Here is a 21,386-nt window from a genome sequence, read left to right on the forward strand (position 1 = left end):
AAACGGCCTTCAAGCAGGCCGCGATGCGAGACCTTTCGTTTCGGCGACATCCTTTTCACCTGGCATTTACAGTACAGGACGTACTTGGCAGCCCTTGAACTGCAGGCAGACGGAAGCTGGATTGCCTACTTCGGTGTTGAGATTGAGCTATCACCAGATGCTCGCAAAAAGCTATCGACGATTTGATTGGCGAGGCAGAGGCCGATATCGCTGATGGCCGCTGAGTAGGTTGAGTGGGATCCGAATGCGCTGAAGGAGCTTAGGAAGCTCGGCGGCGCTATCCGTCTCCAGTTTCTGAAAAAGCTTCAGGAGCGAAAATAGAGCTAACCCAATTGCTAAGCCACCTGTGTAGCGAACCTACCCACCGCGTCAACCACTCGCTTGGCTCCATCTTGAATTTCAACAATAACCTGGCCTGCCTGAGTGGCAAGTTCAAGGCCCTGCTCGGCTTGAGATTTGCTATTTGCCATCTCTGCGACGGTTTCATCTACCAGTTTCTGGTTCTGCAACACAACTGACGCGATTTCTTCAGTAGCTGTGCTGGTTCGTCCAGCTAGCTGTCGTACCTCATCAGCCACAACGGCAAAACCTCGACCTTGCTCGCCTGCGCGAGCTGCTTCAATCGCTGCGTTTAAAGCCAAAAGATTGGTTTGCTGGGCGATGCTGCTGATCGTCTGAATAATTGAGCTGATCAACAGTGACTGCTTGCCAAGCGCCTCCACTCCCCCAGAGGCTGCCTGCATATCAACGGCGATTTTACGCATTGTATGCATAGTGTCATTAACTACGACCGCACCTCGTTGAGCGCTTACATCAGTTTGCTGCGATATTTCGAATGCTGTTTTGGCTGCACCACTGACTTCTTGTTCCCGGGCCACCTGATCACTTACTACCGTCGCGAACTTTACCACTTTGCAAAGTTTTCCCTCTGGGTCATAGACCGGATTGTAAGTAGCTTCCAGCCAAACGGTTTGGCCGCGACTATCTATACGTTCAAATCGACCAGCGACAAACTCTCCTCTGTTCAACGTTAACCAAAAATCCTTGTACTCCTGGGAGGAAGTATGCTCTGGCTTGCAGAAAATACGGTGATGGCTCCCTTTCGCCTGTCCAATGCTATAGCCCATTGCTTGTAAAAATTGGTCATTTGCCGTGAGTACATGCCCAGAAAGATCGAACTCAATCACCGCAGTAGAACGTAACAGCGCGTTAATGAACGATGCATTTTCTGAGGCTTTTTCTATTCGGGACGTGATATTTGTCGCATAACATGTGACATGACTTAGCTGGCCGCTCTCATCTGTGATGGGCTGCCAATGTGCATGAATCCAAACCAATGAACCGTCAGCGTGAAGGTACCTGTAATCGTCGGTGATAGACTTGCCCGCAGCAACTGCAGCTCGGAAGTTATGAAAGCACGGCAGCTTCGAAACGTACTGCGGAACAATATCTGCCATGGCGCGACCTAGAAGTCGGTCCGGAGCGTAGCCCAAAGCAGCTCCAAAATTTTCGTTGCATGCCTTAATTTTAAACGTCGAGTCGATACTCAGCGTCAACATTTCACGGTTCAAGCCATCGCGTAGCTGGCGCAGCTCAAACAGTTCGCTTTCTTGTGATTGAAGCTGCTTTTTAAGCCTAGCGTTGAACATACGAAATAGCCTCTTGGGTCATATCTACTCTATCGGCATGTCATTGCGCAAATTAAGGGCATCTGATGATAAAAATGTAGCTGCCTATGACGCACTGAGCAAATAGGATGCTGCGTCCATGAGATGCGCAACACGATCTCTCCCCGCCTTACTAAACGGGCCTTTTAATCGCTTTGAGCATCTTTGTGTCTAAGAATCAGACGGGTTCGGTCATACCAGGGACCGCCATAGACGAGGATCTCGGAGGGGCGACCGTATAGGTTGTGTAGCAGAAACGCGCCCGACCCTTCTCCGGCCAATGCCGTATCAGTGCCCAGGTAGATCCCAGCATGATTCAGGTGAACCGTCCGCCCCACATGCATGACGATCAGGTCACCGCGCTGCGCTTGATCGACGCGCACAAACCCCGCAGCCTCGTAGTTCGCCTCGTACAGGCTGGCGTTCTCCGCACTCTCCCACCAGCCGTCGGTGCGCTGGAAGGCTTCAAACTCCAAGCCCAACTCACGCTGGTACCAGTCAGCACAGACCTGCCAGCAGTCCCAGGCGCCATGTACGAAGGGGCGCTTGAGCAGCAGCGTGATGCCCGTAGGCGTGATCGTGCGCATGTCGCCCTCTGGCCATGACAGGATGTGCCAGGGCAAGGCGGTGGCCTCGCACATGGCCTGGTCATGCGGTGACGGCCTGCTGGTGGCGTCAGGATGCGAGTGAACGATGCCGATCACCTCGCCCAGGTCTTCCCCCGCAGCGTAGTCCTCTGGATCAAGCCGAAACTCTTCATTCGGTTCCGTGGCGATGTTCCGGCACGGGAAGTACTTCTGTGCCCGGCCAACGGCCAGCAACAGGCCGCAGCACTCGCGTGGATATTCCGCCGCCGCGTGCGCCTGGATGGCCGCAATTATGTGCTTGCGCATGGTCAGCTCCGGGCAATCAGGGAAACGGCGGGGAATCCGCCGAAGGCCAATTCGTTGTTCTCGCCGAAGCGCAGCTTGCAGGACGACAAGCAGCCCTTGCACTGGTCAAGCGCCGGATCATCCGTGGGGTTGTCCTCGTCATCGAACATCGCCGAGCCGGTGTAGCCGCAATCCGGCCCCCGGTAGCCATTGATCATGGCCCAGTGGCAAAACGTCGTCATCTGCCGTCCCGGCAGCCCGTGGTTGTCGATCTCGCCCGGGGAAGACAGCTCCCAGACCACCGCTTCGCCGTCCTCACTGGTTTTCTGGTCGATGAACCAGATCTCCAGCGCCTCCCGGGTCGGATCAGCCGTTGGGTTCCCCTCCGGAAAATTCGCCGCATCCAGGTACTGCACCAAAGTTTCCCGAACCGTCAGCTTGAACTTGAGCATGTCCTCGAACGCCAGGCACAGCGCCGTGACTCGTCCGTTGATGTTGCCGGCGGCGAACGTCGGGCGTGAGGCGGTGCCGTCACTGCTGGAGGAAATGCCCTCGATCTGCACCGGCCAAGCCGCGTATTCCTCGCCCTGCCACCAGATGGACTTGGCGGGCAGATCCTCTTCCGAGTGTTCGTAGGCCAGCAGCTCTTCCGGCGTGTGCGGAATCGCGTGCCCGTGGAAGCGCAGATAGTCGGCACCGTATTCGGTCCCGTCGATTTCAAACAGGCGAACAGGTGCCGGTGTCGAACCAGTTCCTGGTGCCTGACCCGAAACAACGCGGCCGCACCTGGCGCCGCTTTGTGGCCCTGCTGGAAGGCATAGGCTATGTGGTGGAGTGGCCAGAGCCGACCCACGCGAAGAGCCCGGCCAAGGGCCAGCAGAAGTACAAGACCGCGGCCGACTGCATCGACTTCAGCGACCAGGACAAAAGCATCTTCGGTCGCAAGAAAGACCTGGCTGACGCCACCCTGCGCCGCGTCGCCAAGGGCATGAAGAAATTCGTCATCGACAGCCCGGCGCCGTTCATTGTGCCTATCGCGAACTGGTCGGGTGAGTCGGTGCAGTCCGCCAGCGAGCCGCTGCGCACGATCACTTCGTACCCCAAGGGCGGTGCCTTCTCGGTGGTCAGCCCGGTGATCGCACCGGCAACGCACCAGGGCAGTGACCGGATCAATGACCCGCTCGAACCACTGCCGACGGTGACCTGTGCGAATCGCGGCGAGCTGACGCTGATCAGCCCACTGATGGTCGGGGCCGGTGGCCCAGCATACTCAGGCAAGCCCGTAAGCGTGGATCAACCCACCGGCACCCTGATGACCCAGAACCACCGGGCACTCGCCTCGGCCTGCATCGTCCAGGCCGGGCACGGCGAGGGTTCCGGTGCGACCAAGCGCCGCTCCCACGGGGTGAACGACATCTGCGGCTCGGTGGGCACGGTCACTGCCAGCGCCGGCGGCCAGCACCACGGGCTGGTCAGCGCATTCATGGAGCGGGCATTCGGCGGAAGCGTGGGCCAGGGCCTGGATGATCCGACGCCGACCATCACCGCCGGTGGCGGCGGCAAGAGTTCACTGGTGTCGCTCACCCTGTCACCTGAACACGAAGCCGGTGCCCTGCGCGTCGCTGCCTTCCTGATCAGCTACTACGGTACCGAGAACGTCAGCGTCTACGATGCGCCGACCCCAACTATCACCACCAAGGACTGCCTGGCCCTGGTCACCGTCAGGGTTAAGGGTACGCCCTACGTGATCGTCGACATCTGCCTGCGGATGCTCAAACCGGCCGAGCTTTACAAGGCCCAGGGCTTCCCAGCCGACTATCACATTACCCACGGCGCCGACGGCAAGCCTTTCACCATCACCCAGCAGGTGCACATGTGCGGCAACAGTGTGAGCCCACCGCCCATGGCAGCACTGGCCAGGGCCAACGACCCATGGCGCGCCGAAGAACGACAAGCACGCGCCACATAACTCCCCCACTCCACCGCCCGGGCATGGCCCGGCAAGGACTCCCCGTTAAACGGATTTACCTCAGCGGGCCCATGACCGGCCTGCCCGGCCTAAACTTCGAAGCCTTCCACGCAATGAACATCTGCATGCACGCAGGGCAGCCCTTAGTCCGAACTGATCTCAATATCTTCTGGAAAGATAAGCTTTCCATGCCAGCCGTGCCCGGCTGTAAGAGCAGATATCGGAGCAAGTAAAAGTGCTGCCAGTAACAGGGCTCTCTTCAACCCGCCGATGCTGCTGACCATCACCCTGCAGATAAGCCATAGATGAAGAAGACTCGCACCACACGCAAGAAAGATAAACCCGAAGGCCTGAAACGAGCTAGACATCCGTGTTCCTCACGTCCTTGAAAACCGAAGCATAGCGCGTCGGAAGCGCCCCCTGTCAGAAACCCCTCCCCCTTCAAAGTCAGCCGCAATAGCGGCAAGGACACCCGGCCCGGAATGGGCTGTGGGAGCTCAACAGCTGATCCCTCGATTCATCAGGGCAAAGGAAGCACCTGGATACCTGGGAATGTGCCGGGCAGTTTTCGACGAAACCGTCAGACCCTTCGTCAGCGAGTTCCCCATCGGCGGGCGTGGCGTCGGGTTCGACCGCCAGGAGTTGGACGACTGGGCCACGGCTTACGTCGAGGCAAAGGCGATTGATAAAAAAGGCGCAACGGAGCAACAATCGCCCCGCAGCGAGCGCCAGAAAGGAGATAAGTCATGGCGCGAAAATCGATCACAGGCCTCTTCCAAAGGAAAGGTATCTGGCATATCGACAAGAAAATTTGGGGCACAAGAACGGCAGCATCACCAATCACTACTCGGGCGCTGAGCTCGGGCATCTGATAGAGGTTGCGAACATGGTATCAGCAACCGATTCGCGAGGACCGGTCCTGACAATTTTGAAGAGGAAGCAGGCGTGAAAAAACGACAAGTCACGCAAATGTCACGCACATGAAAAAGGCCAATGTTGTGAACATTGGCCTAAGTCATTGAAAAATATGGTCGGGACGGAGTGATTCGAACACTCGACCCCTAGCACCCCATGCTAGTGCGCTACCGGACTGCGCTACGCCCCGACTAGGCGTGTTACTGGGTTCGCTTCTTGATGAAGCGATCCGGAATATACCGCAAGCTTTTGAAATGTGGAAGTATTTTAAAAGCCGGTATCACTTCTTCAAAACCACCAGCACATCTTCGAGCTCGGCGATCATCTGGCGGATCATTTGCTTGTATTGGGTGGTGTCGTCTTTGGCTTCATCACCGGACATACGCTGGCGCGCACCGCTGATGGTGAACCCCTGGTCATAGAGCAACGCGCGGATCTGTCGGATCATCAGCACATCCTGGCGCTGATAATACCGACGGTTCCCGGTGCGTTTGACGGGGTTGAGTTGAGGAAACTCCTGCTCCCAATAGCGCAGCACGTGCGGTTTTACCGCACAGAGCTCGCTGACTTCACCAATGGTGAAGTAGCGTTTGCCTGGGATGACGGGTAGCTCGTCGTTATGACTTGGTTCCAGCATAAGCCTCAACTCGGGCCTTCAACTTCTGCCCTGGACGAAAGGTGACCACACGGCGAGCCGTGATCGGGATTTCTTCTCCCGTTTTTGGATTGCGGCCAGGCCGCTGGCGTTTGTCCCGCAGGTCGAAATTGCCGAAACCGGACAATTTGACCTGCTCGTTGTCTTCCAGAGCGTGTCTGATTTCCTCAAAAAACAGCTCGACCAATTCCTTGGCCTCGCGTTTGTTCAGACCCAGCTCTTCGTACAGACGTTCCGCCATCTCAGCTTTCGTCAAAGCCCCCATACGTCACTTCCTTAACGTGGCGTTCAACCTTTGTTCGAGCGAGGTGAGGATATTTTGTGTCGTGGTATTCACCTCATCGTCATTAAGAGTGCGCGATGGATGCTGCCAGGTCAAGCCAACTGCAAGGCTTTTTCTATGCGGATCAATACCTTTACCCTGATAGACGTCAAATAGCCTGAGGTCTGTCAGCCATTCCCCTGCATTTTCACGGATTACATCCAGGACAGCAGTGGCGGCCACTTCACGGTCGGCGATCAGCGCCAGGTCGCGGCGCACTTCAGGGAAGCGCGACAGCTCGCTGAACTTCGGCATCTTGCCTGCGGCAACTTCCGCCAGGACCAGTTCGAAGACGAAGACCGGGCGATCAAGACCGAGGGTTTTCGACAATTCAGGGTGAATGGCACCGATGAAACCAACCAAACGACCTTCACGCTCGATGCGCGCTGTCTGGCCCGGGTGCAACGCCGGGTGGCTGCCGGGTACAAAGCTGAATGCATCCAGCGCACCAGCAAAGCCCAGTACCGCTTCTACATCAGCCTTGACGTCGAAGAAGTCCACGGCATCGCGGCCCTGCGCCCAACCTTCCGGCAGGCGGCTACCGCACACCACGCCAGCCAGCATCGGCTCTTGCTTCAAACCATCCAGTTGGCCGACGAAACGCAGACCGCTTTCGAACATGCGCACGCGATCTTGCTGACGGTTCAGGTTGTGGGAAAGTGCTTTCACCAGGCCTGGCCACAGGGACGAACGCATGGCAGCCATGTCGTTGGAAATCGGGTTGGCCAGCAACAGCGGCTCGACGCCTGGGTTGAACAGTTCGAACTGCTTCGGATCGATGAAGCTGTAGGTCACCGCTTCCTGATAACCACGGGCAACCAGCAGACGACGCAACTCAGGCAGGTGCGCGCGCGCCTCGGCCTTGGGTTGTGGTGCCAGGCGCGCTTGTGGGTAACGAACCGGCAGGCGGTTGTAGCCGTACAGGCGGGCCAACTCTTCGATCAGGTCGACCTCGAGGCTGATGTCGAAACGATGACTTGGCACTTCAACGTGCCACTGCCCTTCCCCACTCACGGAGATCGCCAGGCCCAGGGCCGACAGCAGTTGCTCGATTTCAGCCGGCTCGATCACCAGGCCAAGCATTTGCTCAACGCTTTTGGCCCGCAGGGTGATCGGCGCAACGGACGGCAGGTACTGTTCGTTGACGGTTTCGGTGATCGGGCCGGCTTCGCCGCCAGTGATTTCCAGCAGCAGGCCAGTGGCGCGCTCCATGGCTTCACGGGCCAGCTTCCAGTCCACACCACGCTCGTAACGGTGCGAGGCATCGGTGTGCAGGCCGTAGGAACGCGCCTTGCCCGCGATGGCGATCTGGTCGAAGAACGCACTTTCAAGAAAGACGTCACGCGTGGTCGCGGACACGCCGCTGTGCTCGCCACCCATCACGCCGGCAATCGCCAGAGCGCGGGAGTGGTCGGCGATGACCAGGGTGTCGGCACGCAGGCTGACTTCCTGGCCGTCAAGCAGTACCAGCTTCTCGCCTTCTTCCGCCATACGTACGCGGATGCCGCCGTTGATCTCGGCGAGATCGAAGGCGTGCAGCGGCTGGCCCAGCTCGAGCATCACGTAGTTGGTGATGTCGACGGCCGCGTCGATGCTGCGCACATCGGCGCGACGCAAACGCTCAACCATCCACAATGGGGTCGGCTTGGACAGGTCGACGTTACGGATCACACGACCCAGGTAACGCGGGCAGCCGTTTGGCGCCAGCACTTCAATCGGGCGCACCTCATCGTGTACCGCTGGCACAGCGGCGACGGTTGGACGCGTGACTGGGGCGTTGTACAACGCGCCCACTTCACGGGCCAGACCGGCCAGGGACAGGCAGTCGCCACGGTTCGGGGTCAGGTCGACCTCGATGCTTGCGTCTTCCAGTTCCAGGTAAACGCGAATGTCCTGACCCACTGGCGCGTCGGCCGGCAGTTCCATCAGGCCATCGTTGCCCTCGCCTACTTGCAGTTCGGCCTGGGAGCACAGCATGCCGTTGGACTCGACGCCACGCAGCTTGGCCTTCTTGATCTTGAAATCGCCCGGCAGTTCGGCACCGATCATGGCGAACGGGATCTTCAGGCCCGGGCGCACGTTGGGCGCTCCGCACACGACCTGGAAGGTTTCCGCGCCATTGCTGACCTGGCACACACGCAATTTGTCGGCATCCGGATGCTGCTCGGTGCTCAACACCTCGCCCACCACCACACCGCTGAAAACACCGGCGGCCGGGGTAACGCTATCGACCTCAAGACCGGCCATCGACAGACGGGCAACCAGCTCGTCGCGACCTACCTGCGGGTTTACCCAGCCACGCAGCCATTGTTCACTGAATTTCATCCTGCTCTCCTAAAGATTCGTTACGACTAGCGAAATTGCGCGAGGAACCGCAAGTCGTTGTCGAAGAACAGACGCAAGTCGTTCACGCCGTAACGCAGCATGGCCAGACGCTCAACGCCCATGCCGAAGGCAAAGCCCGAGAACTCTTCCGGGTCGATCCCGGACATGCGCAGCACGTTGGGGTGAACCATGCCGCAGCCCATCACTTCCAGCCAGCCGGTCTGTTTGCAGACGCGGCAGCCTTTACCGCTGCACATCACGCATTCCATGTCGACTTCGGCGGATGGCTCGGTGAAGGGGAAGAACGATGGACGGAAACGTACCGCCAACTCCTTCTCGAAGAACACGCGAAGGAACTCTTCGATGGTGCCTTTGAGGTCGGCGAAATTGATGTCGCGATCAACCAGCAGGCCTTCGACCTGGTGGAACATCGGCGAGTGGGTAATATCGGAGTCGCTACGGTACACACGGCCTGGGCAGACGATGCGGATCGGCGGCTTGTTCGCTTCCATGGTGCGGACCTGTACCGGCGAGGTATGGGTGCGCAACAGCATGTTCGCGTTGAAATAGAAGGTGTCGTGCATCGACCGGGCCGGGTGATGGCCTGGGATGTTGAGCGCCTCGAAGTTGTGATAGTCGTCTTCGACCTCAGGGCCTTCGGCAATGCCGTAGCCAATGTGGGTGAAGAACTGCTCGATACGTTCCAGAGTCCGGGTGATCGGATGCAGGCCGCCCGAGGCCTGGCCACGGCCAGGCAAGGTTACGTCAATGGACTCGGCGGCGAGTTTGGCCGCAAGATCAGCCTCCTCCATCGTCGCTTTACGCGCATTGAGCACCTCTGTGACACGCTCCTTGGCGACGTTGATCAGCGCACCGACTTGCGGACGCTCTTCAGCCGGCAAATTCCCCAGGGTCTTCATCACCTGAGTCAATTCACCCTTTTTGCCAAGGTAGTGAACCCGGATTTGCTCCAGGGCATTGATATCTTCAGCGCTTTGCACAGCCTCAAGAGCTTGAGCGACGAGCGCGTCCAGGTTTTCCATGTACAGACTCCAGATACAAAATAGGGGAAGAGCTTGAAGGCTCTTCCCCTATTTAAGACGTTTACCACCTTGGGCTACAGGAGCAGCCCAGGGTGATTGTCGGGGGTACTTAAGCCAGAGTGGCTTTAGCTTTCTCGACAATCGCAGCAAACACCGCTTTTTCGTTCACTGCCAGTTCGGCCAGAACCTTACGGTCGATCTCGATGGAAGCTTTTTTCAGGCCAGCGATGAAACGGCTGTAGGACAGACCGTTAACACGTGCACCAGCGTTGATACGAGCGATCCACAGAGCGCGGAACTGACGTTTTTTCTGACGACGGTCACGGTAAGCGTATTGGCCTGCCTTGATTACCGCTTGCTTGGCAACACGGAATACGCGTGAACGCGCGCCGTAGTAGCCTTTAGCAAGTTTCAGAATTTTTTTGTGACGTTTACGGGCAATGACGCCACGCTTTACACGAGCCATGAGTTACTTCCTCTATTCTTGATCCAAAAATTAACGAAGGCGCAGCATGCGCTCGACTTTTGCCACGTCAGACGGATGCAGCAAGCTGCTACCGCGCAGTTGACGCTTACGCTTGGTCGACATTTTGGTCAGGATGTGGCTCTTGAAAGCGTGCTTGTGCTTGATACCGTTAGCAGTTTTCAGAAACCGCTTAGCAGCACCACTTTTAGTCTTCATCTTTGGCATGTTCGGATACTCCGCATTCAGTTGATAAACATAATCAGAAGGCCTGCCGTGCCCTGTTGATTACTTCTTCTTTTTCGGGGCGATGACCATGATCAGCTGGCGTCCTTCCATCTTAGGATGCTGTTCGACGGAACCGTACTCGAGCAGGTCAGCTTCAACCCGCTTGAGGAGTTCCATACCCAGCTCCTGGTGGGCCATCTCACGGCCGCGGAATCGCAAGGATACCTTGGCCCTGTCCCCATCACTCAGGAAACGTACCAGGTTGCGCAGTTTTACCTGGTAATCCCCTTCCTCCGTCCCTGGACGAAACTTGATTTCTTTTACTTGAATCTGCTTCTGGTTCTTCTTCGCCGCAGCAATCTGCTTCTTCTTTTCGAAGATCGATTTGCCGTAGTCCATCACCCGGCAAACAGGCGGGACTGCGTCGGCGGAGATTTCCACCAGGTCCAATTTGGACTCTTCAGCGATACGAAGCGCTTCATCAATCGAGACGATGCCAATCTGCTCGCCGTCAGCGCCAATTAACCGAACCTCGCGTGCCGAGATATTCTCGTTGATCGGGGCTTTCGGTGCAGCTCGTTTATCTTGTCTCATTTCACGCTTAATAATAATTACTCCGAATCTGGGCGACCACGCCGGGAAACCGCTTGCGCGAGGAACTCAGCGAACTGGGCGACGGGCATCGAGCCCAGGTCAGCACCTTCACGAGTACGCACAGCGACAGTCTGCATCTCGACTTCCCGATCTCCGATAACCAAAAGATAGGGAACCTTGAGCAAAGTATGCTCGCGGATTTTAAAGCCGATCTTTTCATTTCTCAAGTCGGACTTGGCACGAAATCCGCTTTCGTTGAGAGTTTTTTCAACTTCAGCGGCAAAATCTGCCTGTTTATCAGTGATATTCATGATCACTGCCTGGGTCGGCGCCAGCCACGCAGGGAATGCACCCTCGTAGTGCTCGATCAGGATCCCGACGAACCGCTCGAACGAGCCGAGGATCGCCCGGTGCAACATAACCGGGTGTTTACGGCTGTTGTCTTCGGAGACGTATTCGGCTCCCAGACGGATCGGCAGGTTAAAATCGAGCTGCAAAGTACCACATTGCCAGACACGACCAAGACAATCTTTCAGCGAGAACTCGATCTTAGGACCGTAGAAGGCCCCCTCGCCAGGCTGCAGATCGTACGCAAGGCCCGCACTGTCTAGCGCTGCGGCCAGTGCGGATTCGGCGCGATCCCACAACTCGTCGGAACCGACGCGTTTTTCCGGACGAGTGGACAGCTTCATCTCGACTTCGGTAAAGCCGAAATCGCGGTAAACGTCCATGGTCAGCTTGATGAACGCAGCGGATTCAGCCTGCATCTGCTCTTCGGTGCAGAAGATGTGGGCGTCGTCCTGAGTAAAACCACGCACGCGCATGATGCCGTGCAGCGCACCCGATGGCTCGTTACGGTGGCAGGCACCGAACTCGGCCAGGCGCATCGGCAACTCGCGGTAGCTCTTCAGGCCCTGGTTGAACACCTGCACGTGGCAAGGGCAGTTCATTGGCTTGATGGCGTAATCGCGGTTTTCCGACTGGGTGGTGAACATATTGTCGGCGTAGTTGGCCCAGTGCCCGGATTTCTCCCAGAGGCTGCGGTCAACGACCTGGGGAGTCTTGATCTCCAGGTAGCCATTGTCGCGCTGCACCTTGCGCATGTACTGCTCAAGCACCTGATACAGGGTCCAGCCGTTCGGGTGCCAGAACACCATGCCCGGTGCTTCTTCCTGGAGGTGGAACAGGTTCAGGCGCTTGCCGATCTTGCGATGGTCACGCTTTTCGGCTTCTTCGATGCGCTGGATGTAAGCGGCCAGCTGCTTCTTGTCAGCCCAGGCGGTGCCGTAGATCCGCTGCAGCTGCTCGTTCTTCGCGTCGCCACGCCAGTAGGCGCCGGACAGCTTGGTCAGCTTGAACGACTTGAGGAAACGCGTGTTCGGCACGTGCGGGCCACGGCACATGTCGACGTATTCTTCGTGGTAGTACAGGCCCATGGCCTGCTCGTCCGGCATGTCTTCCACCAGACGCAATTTGTAGTCTTCGCCACGGGCGGTGAACACGTCGATCACTTCGGCGCGCGGCGTGACTTTCTTGATCACGTCGTAATCTTTTTCGATCAGCTGATGCATGCGCTGTTCGATAGCGGCCAGGTCGTCCGGAGTGAAAGGACGCTCATAGGCGATGTCGTAATAGAAGCCTTCGTCGATGACCGGGCCGATTACCATTTTCGCCGTCGGGTACAGCTGCTTGACCGCGTGGCCAATCAGGTGCGCGCAAGAGTGGCGAATGATCTCCAGCCCCTCTTGGTCCTTGGGCGTGATGATTTGCAGGCTGGCGTCGCTGGTGATCAGGTCGCTGGCATCAACCAGCTTGCCGTCGACTTTGCCGGCGACGGTGGCCTTGGCCAGACCGGCACCGATGGATGCGGCGACCTCGGCTACGGAAACCGCATGATCGAATGAACGTTGACTGCCGTCGGGAAGAGTAATAGTTGGCATGGCGCCTCCTCTCCTAGTGGTGACCCCTACCAAAGGTCACGTGGGTTGGGATGAGCCAGTACAAGATCCAATACCAGGCCGTTCAGTGATGAACGCCTGCCTTACAGCGGCAGGAGCCTTTCGGCCAACCGATAATCGAACCAGAGTGACTGGAGTGAGCTAAAAAGAACATGGCAAGGCGGCAAATGGCACACCTGGAAATAGCCAGGGCACCGATGCTAGCACAGATGAACGGTCATCGCGCCGAAGCCATGCCTGGTAAAGACAAATTCCAGGCTTTATAGCTGCAAAACGGAACTTGAGCTGTACGCACCACCTCCAATCCCCTGAGAATTGCCGTTTGTCCCCGACCCAAAGGAGCATCCCATGATGCGTTTTACCTCGACCCTCGCTCTCGCCGCCTCCCTGAGTCTTCTGTCCCTTGGCGCACAGGCAGCCGCCCCGTCGAACTGGCCGGCCGGAGCCCGCGACAGCTTCGTCAAAGACTGCAGCGCTGCAGCCAGCCAGAACGTAGACGCTAAAACTGCCAAAGACCATTGCGAATGCGGCGCCGACAAGATCAATGCCGAATTGACCACGGCAGAAATCAAAGAGTTGATGAGCAACCCGGATGCCAAGCCCGAGCTCAAAAACAAAGCGGTCTCGGCGATTTCGTCCTGCAAAGTCGTGAAGAAAAAGTAAGAACGACCACTGATCAGACGGTCGTCTTGCCGAAAAAACAGCCCAAAAACAGCCATTTCATACAAATTACGCAGCTTTTACGGCTTTTTTTACCAGCTGACATTTCGGCTGAAAGCCCCGTAGATCGGGGCTTTCAGTCGAAAAAAGCACTAAACGCAACGCTATTGATTAGCAAACAATGCCTTGGGGGGGCTCCCAAGCCGAACATTTCGACTATGATAGCCCAGTGTGCCCAGTTGGCCTGAGCAGCACAGTACTACTGAAAATATATGTTTCTTGGAGATACACCATGTCTAATCGCCAAACCGGCACCGTTAAATGGTTCAACGATGAAAAAGGCTTCGGCTTCATCACTCCTCAAGGTGGCGGTGACGACCTGTTCGTACACTTCAAAGCTATCGAAAGCGACGGTTTCAAAAGCCTGAAAGAAGGCCAAACCGTTTCCTTCGTGGCTGAGAAAGGCCAAAAGGGTATGCAAGCTGCACAGGTTCGCGGCGAGTAATTCTCCGCTGAGCTAAAAAAACCCCGTCCATGTGACGGGGTTTTTTATGAGCGCTGCAAAAAGCTGGAAGCAATCAGCCGCAATTGACGCGCGTGATCACCAGGTTGTCATCGGTGTTCAGGTTCAGGCGGTCGGAGCGGTATTCCAGGGTGATCATGTCATTGGGCTTGAGAATCCGGGCGTTCTGCGCACCAGCGCGGGCACGGGCCTGCTCCAGCAACTGGGGAGACGCTTTCTGGCCGATTGCGAACTCGGCGGCCTTCGACTCACAGCGGCTATGACCTGCATCGGTCACGGCGGCGTCTTTGGCTGGCTCAGAGGCACCCGGGGTGCTGCAACCCGCCAATGCGAGTGCTGCCAACAAAGTACCGAATGATGCGAGCTTCCAAGGCATGAAGCCTCCTATGTAAAAAAATGGACAGAGATCGTGCGACAGCTGTGAGGCGGATTGGTTTCAAGACGTAAACCGCCGGTGGGCAAGTCTGCCTGACTCTCAAGCGGTATTCGCCAGGTCAATCGTCACCAAATATGAACGCAGTCAGTAGATGTCGATGTAGTCAAACGGCGGCTTCGGCCAATTCTGCTTGAGGGCGTTGAAAATCTGCGTCACCCAGACCTCGTCGCTGGCCGCCACGTTGCCGACATATCCGGAACCCTTGGCCCAGGTCTCCAGGCGAAACAACAGACCATCAATCTCCACACCACCTACGGCCCTGCCGGACGAGATGTAGGCAATACCGGCCTTGGTCACCCGCAACTGCGTGTGCTCGTCGTCACTGGCACTCGCAATCAACTGGCGCACAGCGGCCAGTGTCAGGTTCTCGGGGTTGTTCAAATCGATCTGCACGCGGTGTTCCCCGGTAATTAAACAGGAGAACAGTGTCGCACAGCGCTTGCCTCATGCCTAAGTAGCAGTGCCAAACGCGGCGCAAAATGCTTAACTGCCCGCGTAAAAGCCGCGTTCCAGCGCACCGCCCCGCACTTCAGCCCGTGAGATTTCCATGACCACCGTAACGCTCCAAGCCGACATCAAAGCCAAGTGGCCCCTGGGACAGAGCTCCTATAGCCCCGGAAGCCCGGAAGAATTGGCAATCATCGGCATCGACCTGTTGGTCAAGGAGCTGGGCACCCAGGCTGCGCAAGCGTTCATCGGCCAGGTATTCGAAAAATACCCAGCCGATCACAAGGGGGCACACGACCCCGAGCGCGAGTAAGCAACACCGCCGAAAGCGTTACTTCAGGCGCGCCAGGCGCTCGGTCAGCAGATCAAAGAAGCCCTGGGCATCACCGTTTTCAACCCAGAACACATTCTTTTCCTGCTTCAGGCCATCGTACCAATCGACGATGGTCTGGCCGAAAGTCGGGCCTTCGCGGCTGTCCACCACCATGTTGGCCTGACGACCACTGAACAACGAAGGCTTGAGCAGATAGGCAATGACCGTGGCGTCATGCACCGGGCCACCCGGGATGCCGTAATGCTCCATGTCACCTTTGACGTACTCGTTGAGAATATTGCTGACGACCTTGCTGGCATTGCTGTTCAGGTCGGCAATCTTCTTCAGGCGCGCTTCACTGGTAAGCACCTTGTGGGTCACGTCCAGCGGCAGGTAGGTCAACTTCACGCCACTCTTGAGCACAATCTCCGCTGCTGCCGGGTCGGCAAACAGGTTGAATTCGGCCACCGGCGTGATATTGCCGCCGTTGAAGTGCGCGCCGCCCATCACCACCACTTCCTTGATGCCCTGGGTGATTTCCGGGGCCTGGGTCAGTGCCAGTGCCAGGTTGGTTTGCGGGCCGAGCATGGCGATGGTGATGCTGTGGGGCTTGGCGGTGCTCAGGGTCTTGATCAGGTAATCAACGGCGTTGCCTTCAGCCAGGCCTTTTTTCGGCTCGTGCACGGTGACCCCGGAGATACCTTCCTTGCCATGGATGTTCTCGGCATAGATCGGCGTGCGCAGCAGCGGCTTCGGCGCACCGGCATAGACCGGAACGTCCTCGCGCCCTGCCCACTCGCGGGCCAGGCGCGCATTGCGTGAGGTCTTGTCCAGGCGCACGTTGCCGGCGACGGTGGTCAGCGCACGGATCTGCAATTCCTCCGGGGACGCCAATGCGAACAGCAAGGCCACCACATCGTCGGCGCCGGGATCGGTATCAATGATCAGGTCGATCTTTTCCGCCGCTTGGGCGCTTGCTGCAGTGAGTGCGGACAAGAGCAGAACACTCCGAAACAGATTTCTCAGGGTTGGAAGACCACGTTGCATAAAACACTCCTTGTTGTTGGGACACGCTAGAACGTTACGCCGGACACCAGCGCGATATTGCAATACGGCTGGCACTCGCCGGTACGCACCACGGCACGCGCCTGGCGGCTGAGCTGCTTGAACGCTTCATGGCTGAGCAGACGCCGCTCACCGAGCGCCGCCTGCCCATTGAGCGTATTGAGATCCGCCAGCGCCGGCGGTTGCTTGAGCAGGATTTCTTGCGCCAACACATGACTTTCCACCTGCATTTCACTGAGCACCACACGTAACGTGCTGATGAAATCAGGAATGCCCTGGGTCAACGCGAGGTCGATCAACTCGACACCCGGCGGCACGGGCAACCCCGCATCACCGATGACCAGAATGTCGCCATGGCCCAGGGAGGCGATCACGCGCGACAAAGCGATATTAAGCAGTGGCGTCTTTTTCATGAGGGTACAAAACCTTGTACGTCGCGCAGCGTAGGAATGGAGGGTTGCGCACCGGCACGGGTCACCGACAGCGCGGCGGCAACCTGGCCGAAACGGATGGCTTGGGCTTCGCTTTTGCCGTTGGCCAGCGCGGCGGCAAAACCACCGACAAAGGTATCGCCGGCCGCCGTGGTATCCACCGCCTTGACCTTGGGCGCGAGCAAATGCTCAAACCCCTGGCCGTCGGCGAACAACGCACCTTGGGCACCCAGAGTGATGATGACTTTACCGGCACCCGCCTTGATCAAATGCGTAGCAGCCAGCTTGGCACTGTCGAGGGAGTCGACCGTCACGCCGCTCAACGCCGTGGCTTCGCTTTCATTCGGGATCAGGTAATCGATCGAGGCGTACCATTCGGCAGGCAGCGGGCTGCTGGCCGGCGCCGGGTTGAGGATCACGGTCTTGCCCAGCTCACGGCCACGCTGCAGGGCATACCCGACCGTGTCCATCGGCACCTCCAGCTGGCAGACGATCACGTCGGCCGCCTGCAGCACAGCGTCAAACGCCTGCAATGAGTCGGGTGTCAGCGCGCCGTTGCTGCCGGCGACGATCACGATGGCGTTCTGGCTGCTGTCATCCACCACGATCAACGCCACGCCGCTGGAGCCTTCCACGGTACTGACGGCCTGGCAATCGATGCCTTCGACCAGCAACGCATCACGCAACTCGCTGCCGTAGGCATCGCTGCCGACACAACCAACCATCGCCACCTGCGCGCCCAGCCGCGCCGACGCCACCGCCTGGTTGGCGCCCTTGCCGCCGGGCACTGTGGAGAATGTCTGGCCGATCAAGGTTTCACCGGCACGGGGCAGCCGGCTGGCCCGGGTGACCAAGTCCATGTTCAAGCTGCCTATTACCACTACGTTTGCGGACATACATCAGTACTCATCAATTCGGTTCAGCGGTATTGGGCAAACACACCGGCGACGGGCGCCGTGGACTCGCGCAACACAATGCTCGGCGTCACGATGCGTTGATCGATCGGCAGTTGGGGTGTCGCAATTCGTCGCAATAAAAGCTCGGCCGCCGTCTCGCCCAGTTGCACGATCGACTGCCCGACCGTGGTCAGCGCCGGGTACACGTAGCGGCCCATTTGAATGTCATCGAAACCGATCACCGACAGCTCGCCCGGCACACGGATATTACGCTCGGCAGCTGCACGCAGAACGCCGAAACCGATCATATCGTTGCTGGCGAAAATCGCGCTGGGCGGGTTTTGCGCCAGCAATTGCACGGCAGCGGCATAACCACCGGTGCTGGTGAAATCACTTTCCTGGGTACGGTCGGGCGCCACGTCCACGCCTGCCTCACGCAACGCGCGGTGGTAGCCTGCCAGGCGCATCTGCGCGACGCGGGTGTGCGCCGGGCCGCCGATGCAGGCGATGTCCCGATGACCCAACTCAAGCAGGTGCCGAGTCGCCAGGTAAGCGCCCTGTTCGTGATCGATGCGCACCAGATCGACATCAATGCCGTCCAGCGCCCGGTCGACAATCACCATGGGCGTGCGTACTGCGCTCAAGCCAGCGGCCAGGCCGCTGTCGTCGCCGCCCACCGACGTCACGATCAGGCCGTCGATGCGCTTTTCCAGCAACACCCGTAAATAGTTACGCTGTTTTTCCGCGTTGTCGTCGGAGTTGCACAGGATCACGCAATAGCCGTTACGCTCGCAGTAATCCTCGATGCCCCTGGCCAACTCCGCGAAATACGGGTTGAGGCTGTTGGGCACCAGCAGGCCGATGGTGGCAGTGGTCTTGGCCTTGAGCGAACGCGCAACGGCGCTAGGCACGTAGTCGAGTTGCTTGATCGCCGCTTCCACCTTGATGCGCACCGGCTCACTGACCGGGCGCGTCTTGTTCACCACATGGGAGACCGTGGTGTAGGAAATACCTGCAAGCGCGGCCACATCCTTGATCGTTGCCATGGGTCAGCCCCGCCGACTGGCGCGCTGGCTGCGGTAGGTATCCAGGACCACCGCAATCACGATCACGGCACCGGTAATGATGCGCTTGGTCGGCTCCGTAGCTCCGATCTGCGCCAAACCGGCGGCCAGTACCGAAATAATCAACACACCAAAAAAGGTACTGATTACCGAACCGCGACCGCCCATCAGGCTGGTGCCACCGATAACCACCGCCGCAATCACTTGCAGTTCAAGGCCAGAACCAGCATTCGGGTCCGCCGCTTCCAGACGCGATATCTGGAACAGCGCCGCCACACCGGCCAACAGGCCCATGAGGCTGAACACCAGGATTTTGTAGGGCTTGGGATTGATCCCTGCCAGGCGCACCGCTTCTTCGTTGGTGCCGATACCGATCAGGTAGCGACCAAACACCGTACGGGTCAACACCAGTTGGGCGACGATGATCACCAGCAGCGCAATGACGAACGACGGTGAAATGCCGAAGGCCACTGGGTTGGACAGCCAGGCAAACGAGTCGCCGATGTAGGCGGTACGCGAACCGGTCATTTGGTACGCCACGCCACGGGCCATTTCCAGCACGCCAAGGGACACGATAAACGACGGAATACGCCAGGCCACGGTGATCGAACCGGTGATGGTGCCCGCCAGCGCGGCGCAGCCCATACCGAGTATGGCGGCGGGGAAGACGCTCCAGCCCCAGCCAAGGATCGCCACGCTGACCGCCGACGCCGCCAATGCCAACACCGAGCCCACCGACAAATCGATGCCGCCGATGATCAGGATGAAAGTCATGCCGACTGCCAGCACCATGAGGTCCGGGATCTGGTTGGCCAGGGTACTGAAGGTGTCGTAGGACAGGAAGTGATCGCTGAGTACCGAGAACAGCGCAATCATTGCCAGCAACGCGCCAGCCAGCCCCAGGTAAGTACCCAGGCCGTAGAAGTTGCCGCCGGTTTTGCCCGGGGAAATTGTGGTTTTCATGGGGTATCCCTAAGCGCTGCGTCGTTCAGCAGCGCGTCACGTTTCTGATAGCCGGCAAAGGCGGCGGCAAGCAATTCGTCCTGGGTCCAGCTGTCGCGCTCGAAGGTCTCGATCAAGCGCCCGGCGGACAACACCCCGATGCGATCGCAGATCAGCATGAGTTCGCGCAGGTCGCTGGACACCACCACCAGCGCTTTGCCTTGGCGCGTCAGTTCACCAAGCAAGGCATAAATGTCGAATTTGGCACCTACGTCGATGCCACGGGTCGGCTCATCGAACAGCATCACCGAGCAGTCGCGCTCCAGCCAGCGGCCAATCACCACCTTCTGCTGGTTACCACCGGACAGTTCAGAGACCAACTGCGCCGGACTGGAACTGCGGATGCGCATGGCATCGATCTGGCGCTTGGCCAAGGCCGTTTCGTTGCGGCTGTTGACCACCCCACCAGCGGAAATTTCCGGCATGTTGCCCAGGGCTATGTTGGCGCTGATGGACTGGGTCAGCAGCAGGCCTTCACCCTTGCGGTCCTCGGTGATCAGCGCAATGCCATGGCCCACCGCGTCCACCGGCGAACGAATGCTCACCACCTGGGCTGGCGAGCCGAGCGCCACGGTGCCGCTGTCGGCCAGGTCGGCACCGAAGATCAGGCGCAACAGCTCGGTACGACCGGCGCCGATCAGGCCGGAGATGCCATAGATCTCGCCTGCGCGCACTTCAAAGGACACGTCGCGAACCTTGTCCGAGCGAGTCAGGCCTTTTACTGTCAGGGCCAGATCGCCGATGGTGCGCGGGCCCAGGTCGATGTGCTCGCCCAGCTCGCGACCGACCATCAAGGTCACCAATTGCTCGCTGTTGTAGTTGGCCATTGGCTCGACGCACACCAGCTTGCCGTCACGCAGCACCGCAATGCGCTGGGCGACACGGGCGAGCTCTTCCAGCCGATGCGAAATATAAATGATTGCCACGCCCCGAGCCTGCAGGCGGGTGATTTGCTCGAACAGCATCTCGACTTCACGGGCGGTCAGCATGGCCGTCGGTTCATCGAGGATCAGCACGTGGCAGTCGCCGATGAGGTTGCGCGCGATCTCGACCATTTGTTGATGGCCGATACCCAGGCTGCCGACCAGGGTGTCCGGGTCGATCGCGTCCAGGCCGACCTGGGCCATGGCCTCAATCGCGGCCTTGCGCAGTTGCTTGCGGCTGATCCAGCCACAGTGGCTGGGCAGGTTATCCAGAAACAGGTTTTCGGCGACGGTCAGCGTCGGCAGCAGGTTGAGTTCCTGCATGACCATGCGCACCCCCAGCCCTTCAGCCTGGGTACGACTGCCAGGACGGTAGTCCTGACCATTGAATTGCATATGCCCGGTGGTCGGCGTGACCAACCCGCCGATAATCTTCGACAAGGTGCTTTTGCCTGCGCCGTTTTCTCCGGTCAGCGCCAGTACTTCTCCGCGATTGAGCGTCAGGGTGATGTCGGACAGAACCGGCTGGGCATAGGTCTTACCGATACCGCTGACCGAGAGGACAGCGTTCGGGGCGGAAGATGACATAGGAAAATCTCCAGGCGCCCGTCCAGG

Annotated in this window: 23 protein-coding genes, 1 tRNA gene and 3 pseudogenes; 6 read left to right on the top strand and 21 right to left on the bottom strand. The window is 58.5% G+C overall.

Annotated elements, in window-relative coordinates:
• Window positions 1-335 precede the first annotated feature (335 nt).
• The 4 genes and pseudogenes from IB241_RS27875 to IB241_RS02430 all read right to left on the bottom strand — a co-directional run bounded on the left by IB241_RS27875 (window position 336) and on the right by IB241_RS02430 (window position 3,264).
• On the bottom strand, window positions 336-773 hold the full coding sequence (locus tag IB241_RS27875) for a methyl-accepting chemotaxis protein (protein WP_225595239.1): 438 nt from the start codon (window positions 771-773) through the stop codon (window positions 336-338).
• A gap of 99 nt (window positions 774-872) precedes the next feature.
• Window positions 873-1,649, bottom strand: a pseudogene (locus IB241_RS27880) (PAS domain-containing protein); the annotation flags it as partial.
• Window positions 1,650-1,813: 164 nt separating this feature from the next.
• Window positions 1,814-2,560, bottom strand: a complete 747-nt coding sequence (locus tag IB241_RS02425; protein WP_192296807.1) for a C40 family peptidase — start codon at window positions 2,558-2,560, stop codon at window positions 1,814-1,816.
• A gap of 2 nt (window positions 2,561-2,562) precedes the next feature.
• Window positions 2,563-3,264: a phage minor tail protein L gene (locus IB241_RS02430; protein WP_192297229.1), complete on the bottom strand. Its 702-nt coding sequence runs from the start codon at window positions 3,262-3,264 to the stop codon at window positions 2,563-2,565.
• Here IB241_RS02430 and IB241_RS02435 point away from each other — a divergent pair.
• The 3 genes and pseudogenes from IB241_RS02435 to IB241_RS27475 form a co-directional block, all read left to right on the top strand.
• A pseudogene (locus IB241_RS02435) lies at window positions 3,264-4,508 on the top strand (DNA cytosine methyltransferase); the annotation flags it as partial. The gene IB241_RS02430 and the pseudogene IB241_RS02435 sit on opposite strands and share 1 nt — an antisense overlap.
• 489 nt (window positions 4,509-4,997) lie before the next feature.
• Window positions 4,998-5,366, top strand: coding sequence for a hypothetical protein (locus tag IB241_RS27885; protein WP_192296808.1), 369 nt, complete (start codon window positions 4,998-5,000; stop codon window positions 5,364-5,366).
• Window positions 5,308-5,457: pseudogene (locus IB241_RS27475) on the top strand (site-specific integrase); the annotation flags it as partial. The gene IB241_RS27885 and the pseudogene IB241_RS27475, both read left to right, overlap by 59 nt.
• 79 nt (window positions 5,458-5,536) lie before the next feature.
• Here IB241_RS27475 and IB241_RS02445 read toward each other — a convergent pair.
• The 9 genes from IB241_RS02445 to thrS all read right to left on the bottom strand — a co-directional run bounded on the left by IB241_RS02445 (window position 5,537) and on the right by thrS (window position 12,993).
• Window positions 5,537-5,613: transfer RNA gene (locus tag IB241_RS02445), tRNA-Pro, on the bottom strand.
• Window positions 5,614-5,703: 90 nt separating this feature from the next.
• Window positions 5,704-6,060, bottom strand: a complete 357-nt coding sequence (locus tag IB241_RS02450) for a MerR family transcriptional regulator (protein WP_010209127.1) — start codon at window positions 6,058-6,060, stop codon at window positions 5,704-5,706.
• Complete coding sequence (gene ihfA, locus IB241_RS02455; protein WP_002553164.1) at window positions 6,041-6,343, bottom strand: integration host factor subunit alpha; 303 nt, start codon at window positions 6,341-6,343, stop codon at window positions 6,041-6,043. Before ihfA ends, IB241_RS02450 begins: the two co-directional genes overlap by 20 nt.
• 3 nt (window positions 6,344-6,346) lie before the next feature.
• On the bottom strand, window positions 6,347-8,725 hold the full coding sequence (gene pheT / locus IB241_RS02460) for a phenylalanine--tRNA ligase subunit beta (RefSeq protein WP_192296809.1): 2,379 nt from the start codon (window positions 8,723-8,725) through the stop codon (window positions 6,347-6,349).
• Between the two features lie 26 nt (window positions 8,726-8,751).
• Window positions 8,752-9,768: a phenylalanine--tRNA ligase subunit alpha gene (gene pheS, locus IB241_RS02465; protein WP_017737822.1), complete on the bottom strand. Its 1,017-nt coding sequence runs from the start codon at window positions 9,766-9,768 to the stop codon at window positions 8,752-8,754.
• Between the two features lie 109 nt (window positions 9,769-9,877).
• Window positions 9,878-10,234: a 50S ribosomal protein L20 gene (gene rplT / locus IB241_RS02470; RefSeq protein WP_003174975.1), complete on the bottom strand. Its 357-nt coding sequence runs from the start codon at window positions 10,232-10,234 to the stop codon at window positions 9,878-9,880.
• Between the two features lie 30 nt (window positions 10,235-10,264).
• Window positions 10,265-10,459, bottom strand: coding sequence for a 50S ribosomal protein L35 (rpmI, locus tag IB241_RS02475; protein WP_002553160.1), 195 nt, complete (start codon window positions 10,457-10,459; stop codon window positions 10,265-10,267).
• Between the two features lie 60 nt (window positions 10,460-10,519).
• On the bottom strand, window positions 10,520-11,071 hold the full coding sequence (gene infC, locus IB241_RS02480) for a translation initiation factor IF-3 (protein ID WP_169850653.1): 552 nt from the start codon (window positions 11,069-11,071) through the stop codon (window positions 10,520-10,522).
• Window positions 11,071-12,993, bottom strand: a complete 1,923-nt coding sequence (gene thrS / locus IB241_RS02485) for a threonine--tRNA ligase (protein ID WP_192296810.1) — start codon at window positions 12,991-12,993, stop codon at window positions 11,071-11,073. The genes infC and thrS overlap by 1 nt, the downstream gene beginning before the upstream one ends.
• A gap of 366 nt (window positions 12,994-13,359) precedes the next feature.
• Between thrS and IB241_RS02490 the strand changes: the two genes are divergently transcribed.
• Window positions 13,360-13,674 (top strand): hypothetical protein, encoded by a 315-nt coding sequence (locus IB241_RS02490; protein ID WP_192296811.1) that lies wholly within the window; start codon window positions 13,360-13,362, stop codon window positions 13,672-13,674.
• Window positions 13,675-13,963: 289 nt separating this feature from the next.
• On the top strand, window positions 13,964-14,176 hold the full coding sequence (locus IB241_RS02495) for a cold-shock protein (RefSeq protein ID WP_003234260.1): 213 nt from the start codon (window positions 13,964-13,966) through the stop codon (window positions 14,174-14,176).
• A 73-nt stretch (window positions 14,177-14,249) separates the two neighbouring features.
• On the opposite strand, the gene IB241_RS02500 is transcribed toward IB241_RS02495, so the two are convergent.
• Both IB241_RS02500 and IB241_RS02505 read right to left on the bottom strand, forming a co-directional pair.
• The gene (locus tag IB241_RS02500; RefSeq protein WP_192296812.1) at window positions 14,250-14,570 is read right to left on the bottom strand and encodes an I78 family peptidase inhibitor; all 321 of its coding nucleotides are present in this window, start codon (window positions 14,568-14,570) and stop codon (window positions 14,250-14,252) included.
• Between the two features lie 144 nt (window positions 14,571-14,714).
• Window positions 14,715-15,023 carry a hypothetical protein gene (locus IB241_RS02505; RefSeq protein WP_192296813.1) on the bottom strand — a complete coding sequence of 103 codons (309 nt, stop codon included), beginning with the start codon at window positions 15,021-15,023 and terminating at the stop codon, window positions 14,715-14,717.
• Window positions 15,024-15,177: 154 nt separating this feature from the next.
• On the opposite strand from IB241_RS02505, the gene IB241_RS02510 reads away from it, so the two are divergent.
• A complete protein-coding gene (locus IB241_RS02510; RefSeq protein WP_192296814.1) occupies window positions 15,178-15,390 on the top strand; it encodes a hypothetical protein in 213 nt (70 codons plus the stop codon).
• Between the two features lie 18 nt (window positions 15,391-15,408).
• On the opposite strand, the gene IB241_RS02515 is transcribed toward IB241_RS02510, so the two are convergent.
• The 6 genes from IB241_RS02515 to IB241_RS02540 are packed head-to-tail and all read right to left on the bottom strand — an operon-like array spanning window position 15,409 to window position 21,359.
• A complete protein-coding gene (locus IB241_RS02515; protein ID WP_192296815.1) occupies window positions 15,409-16,437 on the bottom strand; it encodes a nucleoside hydrolase in 1,029 nt (342 codons plus the stop codon).
• Between the two features lie 26 nt (window positions 16,438-16,463).
• Complete coding sequence (gene rbsD, locus IB241_RS02520) at window positions 16,464-16,868, bottom strand: D-ribose pyranase (protein ID WP_192296816.1); 405 nt, start codon at window positions 16,866-16,868, stop codon at window positions 16,464-16,466.
• The gene (rbsK, locus tag IB241_RS02525) at window positions 16,865-17,782 is read right to left on the bottom strand and encodes a ribokinase (RefSeq protein WP_192296817.1); all 918 of its coding nucleotides are present in this window, start codon (window positions 17,780-17,782) and stop codon (window positions 16,865-16,867) included. The genes rbsD and rbsK overlap by 4 nt, the downstream gene beginning before the upstream one ends.
• Before the next feature lie 23 nt (window positions 17,783-17,805).
• Window positions 17,806-18,828, bottom strand: a complete 1,023-nt coding sequence (locus tag IB241_RS02530) for a LacI family DNA-binding transcriptional regulator (protein WP_192296818.1) — start codon at window positions 18,826-18,828, stop codon at window positions 17,806-17,808.
• A gap of 3 nt (window positions 18,829-18,831) precedes the next feature.
• Window positions 18,832-19,809, bottom strand: a complete 978-nt coding sequence (locus IB241_RS02535; RefSeq protein ID WP_192296819.1) for an ABC transporter permease — start codon at window positions 19,807-19,809, stop codon at window positions 18,832-18,834.
• Window positions 19,806-21,359, bottom strand: coding sequence for a sugar ABC transporter ATP-binding protein (locus IB241_RS02540; protein WP_192296820.1), 1,554 nt, complete (start codon window positions 21,357-21,359; stop codon window positions 19,806-19,808). Before IB241_RS02540 ends, IB241_RS02535 begins: the two co-directional genes overlap by 4 nt.
• Window positions 21,360-21,386: the final 27 nt, after the last annotated feature.

It is taken from the genome of Pseudomonas sp. PDM05, assembly GCF_014851685.1.
Classification (GTDB): domain Bacteria; phylum Pseudomonadota; class Gammaproteobacteria; order Pseudomonadales; family Pseudomonadaceae; genus Aquipseudomonas.